Annotated in this window: 15 protein-coding genes; 3 read left to right on the top strand and 12 right to left on the bottom strand. The window is 65.1% G+C overall.

Features of this window, described 5'->3' with window-relative positions:
• Nucleotides 1-158: 158 nt before the first annotated feature.
• The 3 genes from AB6M95_RS12465 to AB6M95_RS12475 form a co-directional block, all read right to left on the bottom strand.
• Complete coding sequence (locus tag AB6M95_RS12465) at nucleotides 159-2,000, bottom strand: hypothetical protein (protein WP_371387084.1); 1,842 nt, start codon at nucleotides 1,998-2,000, stop codon at nucleotides 159-161.
• A gap of 218 nt (nucleotides 2,001-2,218) precedes the next feature.
• The gene (locus tag AB6M95_RS12470; RefSeq protein WP_371387085.1) at nucleotides 2,219-2,674 is read right to left on the bottom strand and encodes a hypothetical protein; all 456 of its coding nucleotides are present in this window, start codon (nucleotides 2,672-2,674) and stop codon (nucleotides 2,219-2,221) included.
• Between the two features lie 166 nt (nucleotides 2,675-2,840).
• Nucleotides 2,841-3,341, bottom strand: coding sequence for a hypothetical protein (locus AB6M95_RS12475; protein WP_371387086.1), 501 nt, complete (start codon nucleotides 3,339-3,341; stop codon nucleotides 2,841-2,843).
• 227 nt (nucleotides 3,342-3,568) lie between these two features.
• Here AB6M95_RS12475 and AB6M95_RS12480 point away from each other — a divergent pair, with 227 nt between their 5' ends.
• Together AB6M95_RS12480 and AB6M95_RS12485 are read left to right on the top strand one after the other, a co-directional pair.
• Nucleotides 3,569-6,274: a bifunctional acetate--CoA ligase family protein/GNAT family N-acetyltransferase gene (locus AB6M95_RS12480; RefSeq protein WP_371387087.1), complete on the top strand. Its 2,706-nt coding sequence runs from the start codon at nucleotides 3,569-3,571 to the stop codon at nucleotides 6,272-6,274.
• Nucleotides 6,275-6,277: 3 nt separating this feature from the next.
• Complete coding sequence (locus AB6M95_RS12485; protein ID WP_371387088.1) at nucleotides 6,278-7,360, top strand: glycosyltransferase; 1,083 nt, start codon at nucleotides 6,278-6,280, stop codon at nucleotides 7,358-7,360.
• Nucleotides 7,361-7,574: 214 nt separating this feature from the next.
• Here the strand turns inward: AB6M95_RS12485 and pstA are convergent, their stop codons facing one another.
• The 4 genes from pstA to AB6M95_RS12505 form a co-directional block, all read right to left on the bottom strand.
• Entirely contained in the window at nucleotides 7,575-8,483 is a 909-nt protein-coding gene (gene pstA, locus AB6M95_RS12490; RefSeq protein ID WP_371387119.1) for a phosphate ABC transporter permease PstA, read from the bottom strand.
• Nucleotides 8,484-8,516: 33 nt separating this feature from the next.
• On the bottom strand, nucleotides 8,517-9,443 hold the full coding sequence (pstC, locus tag AB6M95_RS12495; protein ID WP_371387089.1) for a phosphate ABC transporter permease subunit PstC: 927 nt from the start codon (nucleotides 9,441-9,443) through the stop codon (nucleotides 8,517-8,519).
• An 85-nt stretch (nucleotides 9,444-9,528) separates the two neighbouring features.
• Nucleotides 9,529-10,338: a PstS family phosphate ABC transporter substrate-binding protein gene (locus tag AB6M95_RS12500; RefSeq protein WP_371387090.1), complete on the bottom strand. Its 810-nt coding sequence runs from the start codon at nucleotides 10,336-10,338 to the stop codon at nucleotides 9,529-9,531.
• A gap of 544 nt (nucleotides 10,339-10,882) precedes the next feature.
• Nucleotides 10,883-12,109: a molybdopterin molybdotransferase MoeA gene (locus tag AB6M95_RS12505; RefSeq protein ID WP_371387091.1), complete on the bottom strand. Its 1,227-nt coding sequence runs from the start codon at nucleotides 12,107-12,109 to the stop codon at nucleotides 10,883-10,885.
• A 202-nt stretch (nucleotides 12,110-12,311) separates the two neighbouring features.
• On the opposite strand from AB6M95_RS12505, the gene mobB reads away from it, so the two are divergent.
• Nucleotides 12,312-12,851, top strand: a complete 540-nt coding sequence (gene mobB / locus AB6M95_RS12510) for a molybdopterin-guanine dinucleotide biosynthesis protein B (protein WP_371387092.1) — start codon at nucleotides 12,312-12,314, stop codon at nucleotides 12,849-12,851.
• A 590-nt stretch (nucleotides 12,852-13,441) separates the two neighbouring features.
• Here mobB and AB6M95_RS12515 read toward each other — a convergent pair.
• The 5 genes from AB6M95_RS12515 to hisS form a co-directional block, all read right to left on the bottom strand.
• A complete protein-coding gene (locus AB6M95_RS12515) occupies nucleotides 13,442-14,281 on the bottom strand; it encodes a DUF116 domain-containing protein (RefSeq protein WP_371387093.1) in 840 nt (279 codons plus the stop codon).
• Nucleotides 14,272-15,273, bottom strand: coding sequence for a methionyl-tRNA formyltransferase (fmt, locus tag AB6M95_RS12520; protein ID WP_371387094.1), 1,002 nt, complete (start codon nucleotides 15,271-15,273; stop codon nucleotides 14,272-14,274). The genes AB6M95_RS12515 and fmt overlap by 10 nt, the downstream gene beginning before the upstream one ends.
• A complete protein-coding gene (def, locus tag AB6M95_RS12525) occupies nucleotides 15,264-15,758 on the bottom strand; it encodes a peptide deformylase (RefSeq protein ID WP_371387095.1) in 495 nt (164 codons plus the stop codon). The genes fmt and def overlap by 10 nt, the downstream gene beginning before the upstream one ends.
• Nucleotides 15,759-16,096: 338 nt before the next feature.
• On the bottom strand, nucleotides 16,097-17,917 hold the full coding sequence (gene aspS / locus AB6M95_RS12530) for an aspartate--tRNA ligase (RefSeq protein ID WP_371387096.1): 1,821 nt from the start codon (nucleotides 17,915-17,917) through the stop codon (nucleotides 16,097-16,099).
• 268 nt (nucleotides 17,918-18,185) lie between these two features.
• Nucleotides 18,186-19,427, bottom strand: coding sequence for a histidine--tRNA ligase (hisS, locus tag AB6M95_RS12535; protein WP_371387097.1), 1,242 nt, complete (start codon nucleotides 19,425-19,427; stop codon nucleotides 18,186-18,188).
• Between the last annotated feature and the right edge of the window lie 93 nt (nucleotides 19,428-19,520).

The following is a 19,520-nucleotide window of genomic DNA, read 5'->3' on the forward strand; positions in this document are numbered from 1 at the left end:
GGATTCTTAAGGCCCTCGGCCTTAAGCGGGGCCGCGTCGGGTCTTAGGCCGAGCTTGCTCGGTCTTAGAGCCGTCGACAGCAGCGATAGGGCAGCGCCCTGGTCTCCCCGAAGGGGCCGCCGGAGGCATCCCTTACCTCGTCGTCAGGCGCATCCCTCCTACGCGTTGCCGACCACGATGTCGCCGCCGGTGCGTTCGGGGGCGGCGAAGTTGAGGAAGGAGCGGGAGGAGTTGTCGAACACGTAGGTGGGTTGTTCGGTGGTGGTGAAGTGGGTCTGGCTGGCGTCGATGTTGTTGATTTCCGAGGTGCTGCGGTCGACGTTTTCGAAGTTGTTGATCTGGTTGAGCGTGGTGGAGTTATCGGCCTCCACGATTCGGGATTCGGGGAAGGCCAGGGTTACGGAGCGGGTTTCGTCGAAGGTCGTGTCGTTGTCGTTGACGTAGGTGGTGTGGGAGTTGTCCTGGTCGGTGAAGTTGTAGGCCGTGGTGGTTTCCTCGCGGCGCGAGTTGTCGATCTCGTTCACGTGGGTGTCGTTGTAGGCCAGGGAGGAGTTGAGTTCGGTGACCACCTCGGTCCGGGAATTGTCCTGTTCGTTCCGTTCCACGACGTGGTTTTCGGTGGTGCTTTGGCTGGCGTCCACGTTGCGCACGTCGGTGTTCTCGGTGGTCAGGGTGGTTTCGTGGTTTTCCTGGTTGGTGAAGCTGCGCGAGTTGTCCTGTTCGTTGGTGACGTTGGTCACATTGGAGAACTGGTTGTCGTTGTTGAAGTTCTGGGTGACCTTTTCCGTGTTCTCGGTGGTCTGGTTGGTGGACAGGTCCAGGTTGCGGTGGGTGGAATTGTCGAACTCGTTCTGGGCCAGGGACCGGTCGTTGCGCTCAATGGACTGGATCATGGACTGGTCCAGGACCTGGTCCACGGTCTTGTTCTGGATCACCTGGCGGTTCTGCTCGATGTCCTGGGTCTGGTCGATGTTCATGGAGTATTGGGAGCTCATGTCGATGGGCGCGCCCCGGCCCATGTTCTGGTCGAATTCGGTCTTGGGCGTGGAGAAGGTCTCGGCGTACCCGTCCGAGGTCGGCACCCACGGAGCCATGGGCACGTGGGGCGGCTCATAGGACGCGGACCGGCGCTCATGGTGGAAGACGTCGTTGGGCCAGTGCTGGGTGTGCCCGAAGTACGTGCCGTGGGGGTTGGTCATGCGGTGGGCCATGATGGTCCCGCCCGGGGTGATGGGCACGAACCCGGTCAGGGTGGGCATGGAGAAGCCGATCTGGGGCGTGAGCTGGACGCTGCCCGCCGGGGAGATGGGCTGGACGCCGAGGCCCGGAGTGATGGTCACGCTGCCCGTGGCTCTGGTCGGGGGCGAGGCGGGGTTCTCGATCGGGTTGCCGCCCACCGGTCCGCTTGGGTTGCCGCCCGTGGCCGGGGCTGCGTTGGTGCGGCCGCCTTCGGTGGAGATGGGCACGTTGGCCCCGCCCGAGACCGCGAACCCGCCGGACGTGCCCTGGCTCGGGCCGCTGCCGCCGCCGGATTGCACGGAGCCGCCGCCCGTGGCCGGGGAGATGTTCGGCTTGCCCGCTTCAGTGGAGATGGGCACGTTGGCCCCGCCCGAGACCGAGAACCCGCCCGAGGTGCCCTGGCCGATGGCGTTGTCGCTGCCGGTCCGGCCGGTGCTGCCGCCGCCCGTGGCGCTGCCCACGCCGCCGCCTCCGCCTCCGCCGCCGATGTGCGCGGAGGACATGCCCGCGGTCAGCCCCCCGCCTCCTGAAGCCGCGCCGGCAAAGGCCGAGGCGAGCCCGCCGCTGGTGGCCGCCGAGTAGGGTATCCGGGCCATGGACGTGTCGATGGGCACGTGCGCGGGGGTGGCGTCAATGGGGACGTGGCCGGGCTGGCCAATGGATATCTGACCGGGCGGGTTCGCCTGGAACGAGCCTGCCGGGCCTGCGGTGATCTGGCCCGGAGGACCAGCCACGATGAAGTCGGTAGCTCCCATGGACATGGGATTTTCTCCCCGCCGGGCGGGCCTTCCCTGGTCCGCATACGCCCGCAGTGGGGCCTCCTGGCGTATATTTACAATATACGACCGGGAAAAAGGGCGTCAAGGGGTATATTCTCCGCCCGGAATCGGCGGGGAATGGCGGGGCCCGGACAGGGGCCGGGGAGGTCCGGGTCGGCGTGCCGGAGGCGGTGCGGTCGCCGCGCCGCTCCCGGCCGGGATCAGAAGGTCTCGGCGGTCTTGCCGAAGCCGTTGGCGCGGGTGCCGCCGCCATCGGCCATGCCGGTGACCTTGAGCTTGGTCTGTTCGGCCTTGAGCAGCTGGTCGCGCAGGTCCATGAGCATGGTTTCCTTCTGTTGAAGCTGCGTCTGCTTGTGGTCCTCGGGGAGGTCGCCGTCCTTCAGGGCCTTGATCTCCTCTTCGAGCTTCTGGATGCGGTCCTTGAGGAGTTGGATGGTCTGGTCCATGTCCTTTTCCTGGTCGGACTCCTTGGATTCGCCGGGTTTCTCCATGGCGGCCAGGGCGCGGCCCTCCTCGGAGATGATCACGGTGTCGCCCTGCTCGGGAACGCGTACCGCCTGCGCGGTTTCGTTCCCGGTCCTGTCCGTGGCCGCGGGTTTAACGGTCAGCGTCCCCACGAACGTTCCGGCCTGCTGCATCAATGATTCGATAGCCATGGTTCGCACTCCTTTGTTGCTGGCATGGGCATCCCCTCAACGGGCATCTCGGACGAAATAAAGAAAATTTTATGCCTGTCGACGAATCTATATCGAGCCGGCCCGAACAGCGGCTGCCACGGCGGGCGGGAGGCCCCCCCCCGTGGCGGAAAACCGTCGTCTGCGGTCAGAAGGACGCGGCGGAATTGCCGGCGCCTTCGGCCCGGGTGCCGCCGCCCACGGAGCTGCCGATGTTCTTCATCTTCTTTTCCAGGGCCTCGCTCAACTGCTTGTTCAGCTCCAAGAGCATGACCTGCTTGTCCTGGATCAGGGTCCGCTTGAGCTTTTCCGGCATATCCGACTTCTCCAGTTCCTTGATCTCCTTCTGGGTGCGCTTGATCTGCTCCTTGAGCATACGGATGATCTGGTCGATCTCGCTTTCTTTCTTCTCTTTCTGAGACTGTTCGGCGGATATGCTCACCTTGGAATCGCCGGTCTTTCCCGCGTCGCCGGACTCTTCTCCGGCGGACAGGGCCCGCGCCTCCTCGGATATCTTCACGGTGTCGCCCTGCTCGGGAATGCGCGCCTCACGGGCGGCCTCGGCCATGGTCTTGTCCGTGGCCGTCGGCTTGATGGTCAGCGTCCCCACGAACGTTCCGGTCTGTTGCAGCAGTGATTCAACCGTCATGATGCGCACCCCTTTGTAGCGGCCATGAACCTTCCCCTGGTCAGCTTATCGGACGGCGGATAGAAAACTTTAGATTTATGAATACATCTTTATATAAACTTGGGAACGGGCGTTTTGGCGAGCCACCAGGCCTGATGCCTTGCAAGCCCATTCTGCGGTTGCCTCATGGCGGCAAAAGACGCTATCCTCCGGCTGAACCGTCCTGTCGCGACACGCCAAGGAGCCACATGAGCGTCACCAATCTCGAATACCTCTTCAAGCCCAAGTCCGTGGCGGTCATCGGCGCCACCAACGACCCTCGCAACGCGGGCAATATCGTCATGCGCAACATCATGGCCGGCGGGTTCCTGGGGCCGGTCATGCCGGTTTCGTCCCAGGCCGAGGCCATAGCGGGGGTGCTCACCCATCCCTCGGTCAAGCACCTGCCCAAGACCCCGGACCTGGCCGTGGTCTGCTCGCCCCTGGACGAGGTCCCGGAGGTCATCCACTCCCTGAGGGAGCGGGGAACGCGCGCGGCCGTGCTCATGGGCGCGGGGTTCGCGTCCATGTCCTACGACGAGAGCCAGGACATCAAGTCGACCATCCTGTCCATCGCCCAGCCGCCAGAAATCCGCATTCTCGGCCCCAAATCCCTGGGGCTGATGGTCCCGTCCATGAACCTGAACGCCTCCCTGGCCCACGCCAGGGTGGAGCCGGGCAAGGTGGCCTTCATCTCCCAGTCCGACTCCCTGTTCGTCACGGTCCTGGACTGGGCCATCGACAAGGGCGTGGGCTTCTCGCACATGGTCGCCCTGGGCAGCCGCATCGACGTGACCTTCGCGGACATCCTCGACTACCTCGGCTCGGACCCGCTGACCCGGTCCATCATGCTCTACGTGGAGTCCATCCGCGACGCCCGCGAGTTCATGTCCGCGGCCCGGGCCGCCTCGCGCAACAAGCCGGTGCTGGTCATCCGGCCGGGCCAGGCCCTGGACGCCGTGTTCGCGGAGCTCAAGATGCGCGAGACCGGGCAGCGCTGCTGCTCCGACGAGATTTACGACGTGGCCTTCCGCCGTGCGGGCATGCTCCGGGTCGAGGACATCGACGGGCTGTTCGACGCGGCCCAGACCCTGTCCGCGCCGCGCCAGGTCTTCGGCCGCAAGCTGGCCATCCTGACCAACGGGACCAGCGCGGGCATTTTGGCGGCCGACCGGCTGCTGGTGGGCGGCGGCGAGATGGCCCCCCTGTCCGACGAGACCGTCAAGGGCATCGACGCGGTGCTCGGCGCGAGCAACTGGTCCAGGGCCAACCCCGTGGACATCCCGTTCAACGCAGACGGCAAGGCCTATTCCGAGGTCCTCAAGCTGCTCATCAAGGACAAGAATTCCAACGGCATCCTGGCCATGCACGTGCCCTGGACAGCCCAGCCCGACGTGGAGGTGGCCGAGGCCATCCGCGATTCCCTGAAACGGGTCCGGCGCATGGTCCTGACCGCCTGGCTCGGCTCGGGCCAGGCCGGGCAGGCCCGCGAGGTCTTCCGCAACGCGGGCATCCCGACCTACGAGACCCCTTCCCAGGCGGTCCAGGCCTTCCTGTACATGGCCGAGTACCTGCACAACCAGGAGATGCTCATCGAGACCCCGGACTCCCTGCCCACGGACTTTTTCCCGGACACCGCCGGGGCGCGCAAGATCGTCCGCCGGGCCCTGGAGAGCGGGCGCGAGTCCCTGACCGAGCCCGAGGCCAAGGACATCCTGGCCGCCTACGGCATCCCGGTGGTCGAGACGCGCATCGCCGTGTCCGCCAAGGAGGCGGTCATCGCGGCCGACGAACTCGGCTATCCCGTGGCCCTGAAGCTGCGCAGCCCGCAGATTCCCCAGCCCTACGACGTGGGCGGCGTGCTCCTGGACCTGGAGACGCCCGAGCGCGTCTGGGAAGGCGCGGCCTCCATTCTGGCCCGCTGCACCCGCGAGCGGCCCGACGCCTACATCGAGGGCTTCACGGTCCAGAGGATGGGGCGCAGGCCCGGCGCGCACGAGCTGTCCGTGTCGGCCCACCTGGACGAGATCTTCGGCCCGGTGCTCCAGTTCGGCCACGGCGGCATGGCCCGCGAGATGATCCAGGACCAGGCCCTGACCCTGCCGCCCCTGTCCATGTCCCTGGCTCGGGAGCTGGTCTCGCGCACGCGCATCAGCACCCTGCTCAAGGGCACCCCGTCCCACCTCCCGGCGGACATCGACGACATCTGCCTGACCATCATCCAGATATCCCAGCTCATCGTGGACGTGCCCCAGATCACGGCCATCGACATCAACCCGCTCTACGCCGATTCCGAGGGCGTGCTCGCCCTGGACGCCAAGATCGAGATCGCGCCGTTCGAGGGCGAGGGCGAGTCCCGGCTGGCCATCCGGCCCTATCCCCGCGAGCTGGAGGAATGCGTCACCCTCAAGAGCGGACGGCAGGTCACCCTGCGGCCTATCCGGCCCGAGGACGAGGACACCCACCGCGACTTCCTGGCCAGCCTGAGCGACGAGGACCTGCGCCTGCGCTTCTTCGGCGTGGTCCAGCGCGACTTCGACCACAAGGACATCGCCCGCTTCACCCAGATCGACTACGACCGCGAGATGGCCTTCATCGCCACGGCCCTGACCGAGCGCGGCGAGCCCGAGACGCTCGGCGTCATGCGCACCAACACCAAGCCGGACAACTCCGAGGCCGAGTTCGCCATCGTGGTCCGTTCGGACATGAAGGGCGAGGGGCTGGGCTCCATGCTCTTCCACAAGGGCATCCAGTACACCAAGGAGCGCGGCACCAGGCTGCTCACCGGCCAGACCATGCTCGAGAACAAGGCCATGCAGGGACTGTCCCGGAAGTTCGGCTTCGAGATCGCGCCCGACCCCCACGACCCGGACCTGGTGGACATGGTTCTGGACATGGGCAAGGTGGATTTCTAGGCCATGACCCTGCCTCCGGTTCACCACCATACCGGCCTGGAGGCGAGCGGCGGGGCGACTCGGGTCGCCCGGCTGCTGCTCGAGGGGCTGGCCCGGTACGAGGTGGATTCCAGCCTGTCCTTCGAGCTGGCCGAGAAGGCGGACGCGGCGGCCATCCCGCCCGAGGAATTCGGTGCGCGCCTGACTCGGGGGGCCATCGCCCACGTGCACTGCACGGGCAACTGGCCCGCCCTGCTCGGCTCCATCCCCACGGACGCGAAAGTGGTCATCACCCTGCACGACTGCGAGCTGTTCACCGGCGGCTGCCCCTATCCCCTGGACTGCCCCATCGCCGAGGACGGGTGCGCCGCCCCCTGTCCGCGCAACTTCCCGGACGCCGACGGGCTGCGCAAGCGCAAGCTGGCCGAGATTCAGCGGCTCGATCCTGTCCTGGCCGCCCCGTCGCGCTGGCTGGCCCGGCTGGCCAAGACCCATCTGCTCCGGCCGGTCCGGGTCATCCCCAACGGCATCCCCTGGCCCGCCGACCTGCGCGCCAAGGCCGAGGCCCGCAAGATGCTGGGCATCCACCCGGCGGCGCACGTGGCCCTGTTCGCGGCCCACGGCGGCATGAACGCGGCCTACAAGTCCGGCGACACCTGGCTGGAACTCTGGGAGCGCTTGAAGCGGGGCCTGCCCGACCTGGTCTGCTTCGCCGTGGGCGGAGACCGCGAGGAGCGGCGCGACGACTTCATCCTGTGGCCCTACGTGGACCGCGACAAGCTCGCCCTGCTCATGGCCGCGTCCGACGCCCTGCTCTATCCCACCCGCGCGGACAACCACTCCCTGCTGGTCCTGGAAGCCATGGCCGCCGGACTGCCCGTGATCGCCTACGGCGTGGGCGGCATACCCGAACAGATCGTGGACCGCATGACCGGCATGCTCGTGCCCTCCGGCGACCGCGACCGGTTCGTGGACACCGCCCTGTCCGTCCTGTCCAGCCGCTCCCTGGTCCGCCAGATGGGCCAGGAGGCCTTCCTGTCCGGCCGCCGCAAATTTTCCGTGGAGCGCATGGTCGGCGACTACGCCCGGCTGTATGCGGGTTTGTAGGCGTTCATTTCGTCTTTTATGAAAATCAGGTTTTGAAAGCCGCTGCGCGGCGGTTGTCGGAGGACTTCGCCTCCGGCGGGCAAGGGTTCGCACCCTTGCATCCCTCTTTGGCGCCTGCGGCGCGGTATTTGGGCTTCGCAGGGGAAAGCGCTTCATGAAAAAGCCCCCGCATCGAGATTCGGTGCGGGGGCTTTCTTGTGAGTCTTTGTGCTCGCTAGGTCAGCTTCTTGCGCAGGTGGGAGCGGAGCATGATGGCGATCAGGTTCATGCCCAGCACCAGGGCCACCAGCACGAGCGAGGTGCCGTACTGGAGCGGCAGGGTGGCCTCGGGGTTGGTGGAGGAGACGGACAGGGAGTAGATCTGGTACGGCAGGGCCATGACCTCGTCGAAGATGGACTTCGGCAGGGTCGGGTTGTAGCTGGCCGCGGCCGTGAACATGATCGCGGCGGTCTCGCCCGCCGCGCGGGAGATGGACAGGATGGAGCCGGTCAGCACGCCGGGCATGGCCGAGGGCATGACCACCTTGAAGATGGTCTGCCACTTGGTGGCCCCCAGGCCGAGGGAGGCCTCGCGGTAGGTGTCCGGCACGCTCCGGAGCGCCTCTTCCGAGGTGCCGATGATGACCGGCAGGATGAGCACGGCCAGGGTCATGCAGCCCGAGGCGATGGACACGCCCATGCCCATGCCGCCCAGGTCGCGCCCGGCCACGAAAAAGGCCATGCCGAACAGGCCGAAGACCACGGACGGGACGCCCGCCAGGTTGTTGATGCACAGCCTGACCACGCGCATGAACGGGCCGGGGGTGGCGTACTCGTGCAGGTAGATGGCCGAGGCCACGCCCAGAGGCAGGGCCAGGGCCATGGAGCCCAGGGAAAGATAGAAGGTGCCCACGATGCACGGGAAGATGCCGCCCGCCAGGCCGCCCTCGGTGGGCTGGGAGGTCAGGAAGTCCCAGCTGATGGCCGGGAGGCCGTAGTAGACCATGTAGCCGACGATGATGAACAGGGCCAGGGCGTTGATGGCCACGGCGATGCGGAACAGGGTGAACCAGATCTCCTGGGTCGCCTTGCGCTTGAAGCGCATGCCCGGAGTATCCGGAATGTTCGATCCGTTCATGGTCATTTCGGTGCTTACCATTTCAGACATGTCCTTTTCCTAGAGGCTGGCCGAGCCGACCTGCTTGTACTTGTGGGCGATGTGGTCGGCCAGGAGGTTGAAGAGAAAGGTGATGATGAAGAGGACCATGGCGATGGCGAACAGGGCGAAGTAGTGCCGTTCCAGGCCGAAGCTGGTCTCGCCCATCTCGGCGGCGATGGAGGCGGGCATGGGCCGGACCGGGTCGAAGATGGAGGTCGGGATGCGCGCCGCGCCGCCCGCGACCATGAGCACGACCATGGTCTCGCCGATGGACCGGGACATGCCCAGGATGACCGCCGTGGACAGCCCGGACAGGGACGCGGGCAGGACCACGCGCCAGATGGTCTCGAACCGGGTCGCGCCCAGGGCCAGGGACCCCTCGCGGACTTCGGCCGGCACCGAGTGGATGGCGTCCTCGGCGATGGAGGTGATGGTCGGCACGGCCATGAAGGCGAGCATGATCGAGGCGTTGAGCATGTTCACGCCGAACCGGATGTTGAAGACCTCGAGCAGGATCGGGGCGACCACGACCATGCCGAAGAAACCGATGACGACCGAAGGCAGGGAGGCCAGCAGCTCGACCATGGGCTTGACGATCTCGCGGACCTTGTGGGGGGCGATCTCGGCCAGGTACACCGCGGTCATGACGCCCAGCGGGATGGCGATGAGCGAGGAGAGCAGGGTGACCCAGAAGGAACCCATGATCAACGGCAGGATGCCCCAGCGCGGATGCGAGGAGATGGGCTTCCACTGGGTGCCAAAAATGAAGTCGAAGAAATTGAGTCCGCTTATCTTTTCGCCCATGGCGTCGAAGCCGGTGAACGTGGGCAGGGCCTCGGAGATCAGGAAGTACATGATCAGCCCGAGGGCGATGATCGACGCGCTGGCGCAGAGCAGAAAGAGCGCTCGGATGAGCTTTTCCTTTGAGGACCGGGAAACGAGCATGTTTTGCCGCCTTTGATGCGTGATCCCGTCGAGGCGGTTACCCACCCCGACGGGACGACGCGTTCGTCTTTGGTTGCCGTTCGGTCTAGTTGACGGGCACGAAACCGACTTCGGCGATGATCTTCTGGCCGGCCGGGGACATCACGAAGGTGATGAACTTGGCGACCTCGCCGGTGGGCTGTCCGCCGGTGTACAGGTTCAGCTTGCGGGCCAGCGGGTAGGAGCCGTCGGCGCCGGTCTTGACGGAGGGCACGATGCCGTTGACGGACAGGCCCTTGATCTTGGGATTCAGGAAGCCGAGGCCCACGTAGCCGATGCCGTTCTTGTTGCCGGCGATCTTGGCGGCCATGGCGGCGTTGGAGGGCATGCGGGAGACCATGTCATTCTCGTCTTCCTTGTCCATGACCTTCTCTTCCCACACTTCGTAGGTACCGGAGTTGGTCTCGCGGGAGAACAGGGCGATCATGCCGTCGTTGCCGCCCATTTCCTTCCAGTTGCGGATCTTGTCCTGGTAGATGTCTTTGAGCTGGGCGGTGGTCACGGCGCTGACCGGGTTGGACGGGTGCACGATGGGCACGATGCAGTCCAGGGCGATGATGGTGCGCACGGGCTCGATGCCGTTGGCCTGGCATTTCTTGACCTCGGCGTCCTTCATGGGACGGGACATCATGCCGATGTCGGCGGTCTTGTTGATGATGGCCTTGGCGCCGTCGCCGGAACCGGTGGCGGAGATGGAGAAATTCACACCCGGGTTGGCGGTCTGGTAGGCGGCCACCAGCTTCTTCATGGCCGGGTCCACGGTGGTGGAGCCCTTGACGCGGATTTCGGCGGCAAAGGAGAGAGCGGAAACGCTCAGGACAGCCAGGGTCACGAAAGCGATGAGCAATTTTTTCATGAGTAGTACCTTCCTTAAAAAATTTATGATCAAAAAACCTTTCCTCGTCGACGTGTGACGTAGTGATAGACCCGCGATGTTACATCTTCGTGACGGCATCTCGAAAGGTCCGTGACAAAGTTTTTGCGTTATTTTTTTGGGCGGCATCCGATAGCGGGCCATCTGCACATTTTCCGAGGGCCCGCCTGATCCTCACGTACTGGGGTACGCTGCGGTCAGGAGAACCCTCGAAAAATGCACATCTGACCCACTCTCAAAAGCCTAGTACGGGCGCGGAGAGCCGCTGTCGGGTGCTGCGCACCCGATTCGCTCCAATGCTTGAAAGAGGAGACGGCTGTGTTGAGCGCTTTGCGCTCGAATGTGTCTGAGTCGGTTGACGAAGGACTCAATGTGCCGGGTTACGGTCTGAAACAACGCGTCCGCACCCCGCGAAGCGGCGACAAAAAGTTTCGGAAAGGATGGGGATGGGGGTCCGGGGGAAGGGGAAGGAAAAACCCTTTCCAAAGGGTTTTTCCTTCCCCTTCCCCCGAGCGCCGCAGGCGCTCTAAAACAGCGTCGTCAGTATCTCGGTTTCGTCGCCGGGGGCGAGGGTTTGGCCGCTTTGCAGGACGGCGAGGCCGTGGGCCTGGGCCAGGCCGTGCATGGGGGGCACGGTCTTGCCGGCCAGGGGGGTGGCGGTCAGGGTGGAGCCTTTGATTTCCAGGCGGCACTGGACCAGCCATTCGGAGCCGGGGCGGGCGTTGATGCCTTGGGTGAACCTGGCGGTGCGCGGTTCGGGCTCGGGCAGGCCGCGCAGCGTGCGGACCACCGGGAGGATGACCGCGTGGAAGCAGGCGTGGCCCGCGGCGGGCGGTCCGGGCAGGCCGAAGAGCAGGGTGTCGCCGCGCGCGGCCGCGAACATGTTCCGGCCGGGGCGGATGTCGATGTGTTTGAAGAGCGTTTCGAACCCGGCCTCCTGGGCGGCCTGGAAGGCGAAGTCCCGTTCGCTGTTGCCCGTGCCGCCCGTGGTGGCGATGATTTCGGGCAGGTCCGGGCCGGACAGGACCGAGATCAGCCGGTCGCGGTCGTCCGGGATGACCCCGGTCCGTTCCACGATGGCCCCGGCCGCTTCGAAGAGCCCCCGGAGCAGGACCAGGTTGTCCGCCGGAAAGCGCGCGGTGCCGGGCCTGTCCTTTTCGGTCGGGTCGCCGCCCGGCTTGGCCAGTTCGCTGCCCAGCGCCAGGAGCCGGACGCGGGGCCGGGGGTGGACCAGGATGGAGTCCACGCGGGTGCGGGTCATGACCGCCGCCGCCTGGGGCGTGATCTCGCCGCCCGCCGGGGTGATCACCGTGCCCGCAGAAATTTCGCCACCCGCCGCGCGCACGAACCAGCCCGCGCGCACGGGCCCGCCGACCAGGATGCGGCCGTCCGCCTCTTGCACGTCTTCCTCGGCCAGGACCGCATCCGCGCCCGGGGGCACCGGGCCGCCGGTCAGTACGCGCACGGCCGTGCCCGGTTCGATGGAATCCGGGTCTGTGGACTCCGCCCGCAGGCATCCGTTCACGTCCAGGCGCACCGGGGCCATGGGTTTGGCTTCGGCCACGTCCCGGCTTTGCACGGCGTACCCGTCGCGCACCGAGCAGGCGTGCTCGGGCACGTTGCACAGGGCGGCCACGTCCAGCCCGGCGATCAGGCCGACGCCGTCCATGGGGGCCACGGACCGCTCCTTGGCCGGGCGGGCTCGCCGGAGCAGTTTCTGGACCGCGTCCTTGCGGGAAATGGGTGTGTGCATGGGCTTCCTTGGGGTGTTTCGGGGGCCGTATACGTGCATACTGGCACCCGGTCAGCATGTTGTAAAGGATTGCCCCCCGGCACCGTAAATAATTGCACCCTTTGCTCCCTTAATATATGATAAAAATCTGTAGATGCGTCGTGCCGGGAGGCTGTTGCGGACTCCCGGCCGCGTCCCTGTATCGCAACCAGAAAGGATTGAAATGTCACAGCATATACTCTGCATCGTCGGCAAGAAAAAAGCCGGCAAGACCACCTTCATGGAAAAGCTGCTGCCCGAACTGAAGAAACTCGGCCTGTCCGTGGGCGCGGTCAAGCACGACTCCCACTCCTTTGAAATGGACAAGGAGGGCAAGGACTCCTGGCGGCTCAAGCGCGCCGGGGCCGAGACCGTGGTGGTCTCCTCGCCCGACCGCGTGGCCATGATCAAATCGGTGGACCGCGAACGCTCCCTGGAGGAACTGGCCGAGACCCTGTTCGCGGACAAGGATCTGGTCCTGGCCGAGGGCTACTTCAATTCCGACCAGCCCAAGATCGAGGTCTACCGCAAGGACGCCCACGTCCACCCCCTGTGCGACCGGCACAACCAGCACGCCAGGAAGCTCATCGCCATGGTCACGGACCGCGGCGCCGACGCTGACGTCCCCAAGTTCGGTCTCGAAGACGCCGCCGAAGTGGCCTCCCACATCGCCCGCAAATACTTTGGATGGGTATACAACGGCATGTGGGACACGCATGATTAGGGAGCTTGCGCGGTAGGCGGCTTCCAATAGCGGGCCATCTGCACATTTTTTCCGGCGGGCTTTTATCCTTATGTAGAAGGCCACACTGCGGTGAAAGCCCACCGGAAGAAAATGCACAGCTGACCCACTCTCGAAAGCCTTGTGCTAGCGCGGAAGAGAGAGCCGCTGTCGGGTGCCTTGCACCCGAGTCGCTCCATGGAGCGTCGAAAGAAGTTCCTGCCGAGCCTTATCCCAGGTTCGACGCGGCAATCCAATCTCCACAGACGAAGGGCAGCAATCGGAAGCGGACCCAAGAGCCCGTAGGCGGCTTTCGCTGGCTGGATAGATGTCTGTCGCGCAGACTCGATCCAGCCTCGCTTCGCCGCCGGAGACGGGCTCTAAGGGTCCGCTTCCGTCGCGCTGGCACCACAGCGCAGTTTTTGCTCCCTTTTTTCAGCGTCAGCAAAAATGGAAGTCGCCGTAAAGGCGAAACACAAGGTAGGGAGAACGACCCGAGGTCTGAGCGCGGATGCGCGGGCGCTCTTTGCGTTTACACTCCCCTGCGGTCCTGCGAATCCCGTCGCCTCATCGCGGCCATCCAAATAAAGCGATTACGCCTGGGCGGCCTGGCCCGTGGAAATGGTCCGGCCGTCCTTGGCCTTGGTGGGGTCGATGAAGCGGCCGAGCATCTTCTCGACCGTGACAAGGGAGACCGTGGTGTCGATGCAAGGGCCGTGGGGCCGCTCGTTGAGCACGCCGTACACGGGCAGGGGGTAGGTGTCCTGGATGCCGGAGGAGAGATCGCGGTAGCAGGCCACGGCGATGATCAGCCGGGGCCTCAGCTGGACCACGATGCGCCGGGCGATGGTCCCGCCCGTGGCGATGGCCAGGTTCACGCCGTACTTGTCGTGCAGTTCGAGCAGCCCGGCCAGGGGGCACTTGCCGCAGCGCACGCAGTTGTTGATGTCGTAGGTCAGCCGCCGGTCGCACTTGGAGTTCTGCAGGCAGTGCGGCATGAGCAGGAGGATGTCCCCGGGCGCGTACCGCCCGGCTTCGGCCAGGACCATGTCGTTGTTCACGGAGATGAACGACAGCATGATGTGTTCCTTGGGGATGCCGAAGGCCCGGCCGAGCAGGACCATGAGCGGCAGGAACAGCTTGATGGTCAGCCCCCGGAACCGGCGCGCGCCGGGCAGGGGCTTCTTGGTGATGATGTTCAGGAACAGCCCCCAGTAGGCCACGCAGACCAGGCCGACCAGGCCCAGGACCATCGCGCCCAGGACCCACTTGGCCGCCGGATGGATGTTGTCCAGGCCCACGTAAGGCACCAGCCAGAGCAGGCCGAGCAGCACGCAGATGACGAAACAGGCGATGCTGATCAGGCCGACGAACAGGCGCTTGCGCGCCCGGTGGACGGACCGGGGCTGGTCCAGCGGGGTTCCTACTTGCATTCCTTCATGTATCCGCAGGTGAAGGCCGTGGCGTCCATGCTTTTTTTGCCCTCGGGCTTGATCTCCGGGGTCAGGTAGACCTTGTCCGCCGTGGTGATGGCCAGTTTGCCGTTCATCTCGCCCAGCACCGTGCCGGGCGCGATCCGGGGCGTCGCCTCCTCGGCCACCTCGCCCGGGGTCACGTGCAGGCGCAGGACCTTGCCCTCGGGGTTGGTCCAGTCGAAGAACGCGCCGGGCCAGGGGTACATGGCCCGGATGCGGTTGTGGATCTGTTCGGCGGGCTGGTTCCAGTCGATCTCGCCTTCCTTCTTTTCCAGCTTCCTGGCGTAGGTGGCCAGCGAATCGTCCTGGGGCTTCAGGTCGTAGGCCCCGGTCTGCAACCGGGCCAGGGCCTCGCAGATGCAGATCCCGCCGAGCTTGGCCAGCTCGTCGTGGATGGTGCCCGCGTGGTCGTTGTGGCCGATGCGCAGGGCGCGCTGGACCATGACCGGGCCGGTGTCCAGCCCGGCTTCCATCTTCATGATCGAGATGCCGGTGACCACGTCGCCGTTCTCGATGGACCGCTGGATCGGGGCCGCGCCGCGCCAGTGGGGCAGCAGCGAGGCGTGAATGTTCAGGGGCAGGATGGCCGGGATGTCGAGCACGGCCTGGGGCAGGATCAGCCCGTAGGCCGCCACCACCAGCACGTCCGGCGCAAGCGCGGCCAGTTGGTCGACGTCGGCCTGTTCCTTGAAATTCACCGGTTGGTACACCGGGATGTCGTGCTCGATCGCCACCCGCTTGACCGCGGACGGCACGCACTGCCGCCCGCGCCCGCAGGGCCGGTCCGGCTGGGTGTACACGCCGATCACGTCGGCGGCGTCGAACTTGAGCAGTATCTCGAGCGCCTCGGCCGCGAAGTCCGGGGTGCCCATGAAGACCACGCGCAGCGGCTTGAGGTCCACCGCGCCCCAGGATTCGGGCGTGCTCGCGCCGTTGGCTGTTATTTCCATCGCATGGCCTTCTTTCGGTACATGGCTTTTTTCAGGCGGCCCGCGCGGTCGGCCAGGGTCACGCCGTCCAGGTGGTCGATCTCATGCTGCAGGATGATGGACAAAAACCCGTCCGTTTCCACGCAGATCTTTTCGCCCACGCGGTTCAGGGCGTTGACCTTGACCCGCTCCTTGCGCTTGACCTTGAGGTTCAGCTCCGGGCAGCTCAGGCAGCCTTCCTCGGACTCCACCTCGCCATCGCACTCCACGATCTCCGGGTTGATCAGCACGCGCAGGTCGCCGCGCTCCTTGGGCCCGGTCTGGTCCACGCAGATGAGCCGGATGGACTTGGTCACCTGCGGCGCGGCCAGGCCCACGCCGTCGGACTCGTACATGGTCTCGACCATGTTCTCGATGAGTTCCTCGATCTCGGGAGTGATCTCGGTAATGGGTTCGGCCTTGGCCTCAAGGACCTCGTCGGGCCAGGTACATATCTCTAATCGCATTGTGGTTGCCTCCGGCGGTCCGGGGGAAGGGGAGGAAAACCCTTTGAGAAAAGGGTTTTCCTCCCCTTCCCCCGGACCCCCATCCCCTCTTTTCCTAAACTTTTTATCGCGCCGCAGGGAGTATGGAGGGGGAGTGTTGGTCCCGTGTGCGGCGGAATCGGTCTTGTCTATTAACTTAATAACTACGGAAATTCAAAAGGCCAGTTTCAGTGTGAAACCAGCCGTAATCGGTAGGCTTTTTCGCGGACTACGTATCCCGCGAAGCGGCGACAAGAAGTTTTGAAGGGAGAGCGCGAGAGGGAAACTTTTTCAAAAGTTTCCCTCTCGCATCTTCGCTTCTAATCTTCTTTCTTCTTCTCGCGCAGCCGGATGCCCAGTTCGCGGAGTTGCTTGCTCGGGACCTCGGACGGGGCCTCGGTCATGAGGCAGGTGGCCTTCTGGGTCTTGGGGAAGGCGATGACGTCGCGGATGGACTTGGAGCCGGTCAGGATCATGATCAGCCGGTCCAGGCCAAAGGCGATGCCGCCGTGGGGCGGCGCGCCGAACTTGAGCGCGTCCATGAGGAAGCCGAACTTTTCGCGGGCCTCGTCCTCCTGGATGCCCAGGGCGGCGAACATGGCCTTCTGCTGGTCCTCGGTGTGGATGCGGATGGAGCCGCCGCCGACCTCGTAGCCGTTCATGACCAGGTCGTAGGCGCGGGCGATGGCCTGGGCCGGGTCGTCCTTGAGGACCTGCATCTGCTCGGGACGGGCCGAGGTGAAGGGATGGTGCCGGGCCACGAAGCGCTTCTCGTCCGGGTCCCACTCGAGCAGCGGGAAGTCGGTGATCCAGACGGGCTTGAACTCGCCCTCCTTGATCAGGCCGAACCGCTTGCCCAGCTCGCAGCGCAGGTTGCCCAGCGCGGCGTTGGCGATGTCCGCCGGACCGGCCTGGAAGAACAGGATGTCGCCGGGCTTGCAGCCGGAGCGCTCGCGCAGGGTGGCGATCTCATCCTCGGAGAAGAACTTGACGATGGGGGACTGCCACTCGCCGTCCTCCTTGACCTTGATCCAGGCCAGACCCTTGGAGCCGTAGATCTCGACGAACTTGGTGTACTCGTCGATCTCCTTGCGGGACAGCTCGGCCCCGCCGGGCACGACCATGACCTTGACCAGCTCGGAGGAGGCGAAGACCTTGAACCCGGAGTTCTTGAACACATCGGTGATGTCGATGTGCTTGAGCTCGAAGCGCAGGTCCGGCTTGTCCACGCCGTAGTCGCGCATGGCGTCGGCGAAGGTCATGCGGGGGAACTCGGCGGGCAGGTCCACGCCGATGGTCTCCTTGAAGAGCCGCTTGACCATGCCCTCGGCCATGTCCTGGATCAGCGCCTCGTCCACGAAGGACATCTCGATGTCGATCTGGGTGAACTCGGGCTGGCGGTCGGCGCGCAGGTCCTCGTCGCGGAAGCATTTGACGATCTGGAAATAGCGGTCCATGCCCGAGACCATGAGCATCTGCTTGAACAGCTGCGGGGACTGGGGCAGGGCGTAGAAGGAGCCCTGGTTGACCCGGCTCGGCACCAGGAAGTCGCGCGCGCCCTCGGGGGTGGACTTGGTCAGCACCGGGGTCTCCACCTCGAGGAAGCCCAGGCCGTCCAGGTACCGGCGCACCGACTGCGCGGCCTTGTTGCGGATGACGAAATTGCGGGCCAGGGAGGGACGCCGGAGATCCAGAAAGCGGTATTTGAGGCGCAGGTTCTCACCCACCTCCACGCGGTCCTCGATGGGGAACGGCGGGGTCTCCGAGGTGTTCAGGAGCTTGTAGTCCGTGACCTCGATCTCCACCTCGCCGGTGACCATGTTCGGGTTGGCCATGCCCTCGGGGCGCGGACGGACCTTGCCCTTGATCGCCACCACGTACTCGGGACGGATGGCGTGGGCGCGCTCGTGCACCTCGGCGTTGTCCTCGGGATTGAAGACCACCTGGGTCATGCCCTCGCGGTCGCGCAGGTCCAGGAAGATCAGCCCGCCGTGGTCGCGGCGGAACTGGACCCAGCCCATGAGGCAGACGTCCTCGTCCATGTTGGCGGCGGTCAGCTCGTTGTTGTGGTGCGTGCGCCGCCAGCCACCCAGGTCCTCGATGACGCGGTACTCGTCGTAATCTCTCTCTTGTTCGGACATTGTCTCTCCGGTATCTCGTATTGTATGGCCTCCGGCGGCCCCTGCGGGGGGCTTGCCTCCGGCGGCCTAAGAAACCTTTTGAAAAAGGTTTCTTAGGGATCTTCCAAAACTTTTTGGTGCGCCTTCGGCGGGCGATGTTCGCCGTTTGAAGGCTCCGTATATCATCCTGCGGCGAAGCCGCACACGGGATTCCAAAGGCCCTCGGCCTTTGGCCGCCGGAGGCGAAGTCACCCGATTCCGCCGCGCAGCGGCATCCAAATCTCTTTCCCTACAAGCTAGCTAGGTACAGCTTCCGGTCCAGGGTTTCCTGTTCGCGGTTGCCGGCCATGTCCTTGACGGTGATGGTCTCGTCGGCCAGCTCGCTGCCGCCCATGATCAGGCAGGTCTTGGCGCCGGACTTGTTGGCCGCGCGCATGCGGGACTTCATGGACCCGCCCGCGAAGCTGACCTCGCCGCTGAGCCCTTTTTTGCGCAGGGCCTGGGCGAAGAGCATGGCCTCGTTGGAGGCCTCCTGGTCGACCACGGCCAGGTAGAAGTCCGGGGCCTCGGGCGCGATGTCGTCAAGGAGCAGGGCGAGCCGCTCCATGCCGCAGGCGAAACCGGTGCCGGGGCAGTCCGGGCCGCCGAGGTTCCTGACCAGGCCGTCGTACCGGCCGCCGCCCGCCACCGCGGTCTGGGAGCCGATATCGTTGCTGGTCACCTCGAAGCAGGTGCGCACGTAGTAGTCCAGGCCGCGCACCATGCGGGGATTCAGGGTGTAGGCCACCTTGGCCCCGTCGAGCACCGCGCGGACGTCCGCGAAGTGGGCCTCGCAGTCCGGGCAGAGGTGGTCGGTGATGACCGGGGCGTCCTGGACCAGCTCCTTGCAGGTGGGCACCTTGCAGTCGAGCACGCGCAGGGGGTTGGTCTCCATGCGCCGCCGGCAGTCCTCGCAGAAATTCGCCTTGTCCTTGGAGTGGTAGTAGTCCACCAGGGCCTGCTTGTAGGCCGGGCGGCACTCGTGGCAGCCCAGGGAGTTGATCTCCACGGTCAGGTTCTTGAGCCCGATGCGGTTCAGGAAGGAGGTGAGCATGAGGATCAGCTCGGCGTCGGCCTGGGGCTCGTCCGCCCCGAATATCTCCGCGTCGATCTGGTGGAACTGGCGCTGGCGGCCCTTCTGCGGGCGCTCGTACCGGAACATGGGGCCGAAAGTGAAAAATTTCGAGACATTGCCCGGCTGATGGATCTTGGACTCGATGAACGCGCGGACCACGCCCGCCGTGGCCTCGGGGCGCATGGTCAGGGACCGGTCCTTGCGGTCCGGGAAGGTGAACATCTCCTTGCCGACCACGTCGGTGTCCTCGCCGATGGACTTCTGGAACAGCTCGGTCTTCTCCAGGATGGGCGTGCGCAGTTCGCCGAAACCGTAGCGCGAAAAAACCTCGCGGGCGCAGCTTTCCATGAAGGTGTACTTGGCGGCCTCATCGGGGAAGAGGTCCGCGAATCCCTTTATTTTTTGTACTTTCGCCATGTCGCGTTCAATATCCTTAAATAGATGTAGGGTCGCTGGAACCGAATCTGGTTAGACCAAACGCGTATGATTGTCAAAAAGAGTGTGTGGCGG

The sequence above is a fragment of the Pseudodesulfovibrio karagichevae genome (assembly GCF_041414475.1).
In the GTDB taxonomy this organism is placed as follows: domain Bacteria; phylum Desulfobacterota; class Desulfovibrionia; order Desulfovibrionales; family Desulfovibrionaceae; genus Pseudodesulfovibrio; species Pseudodesulfovibrio karagichevae.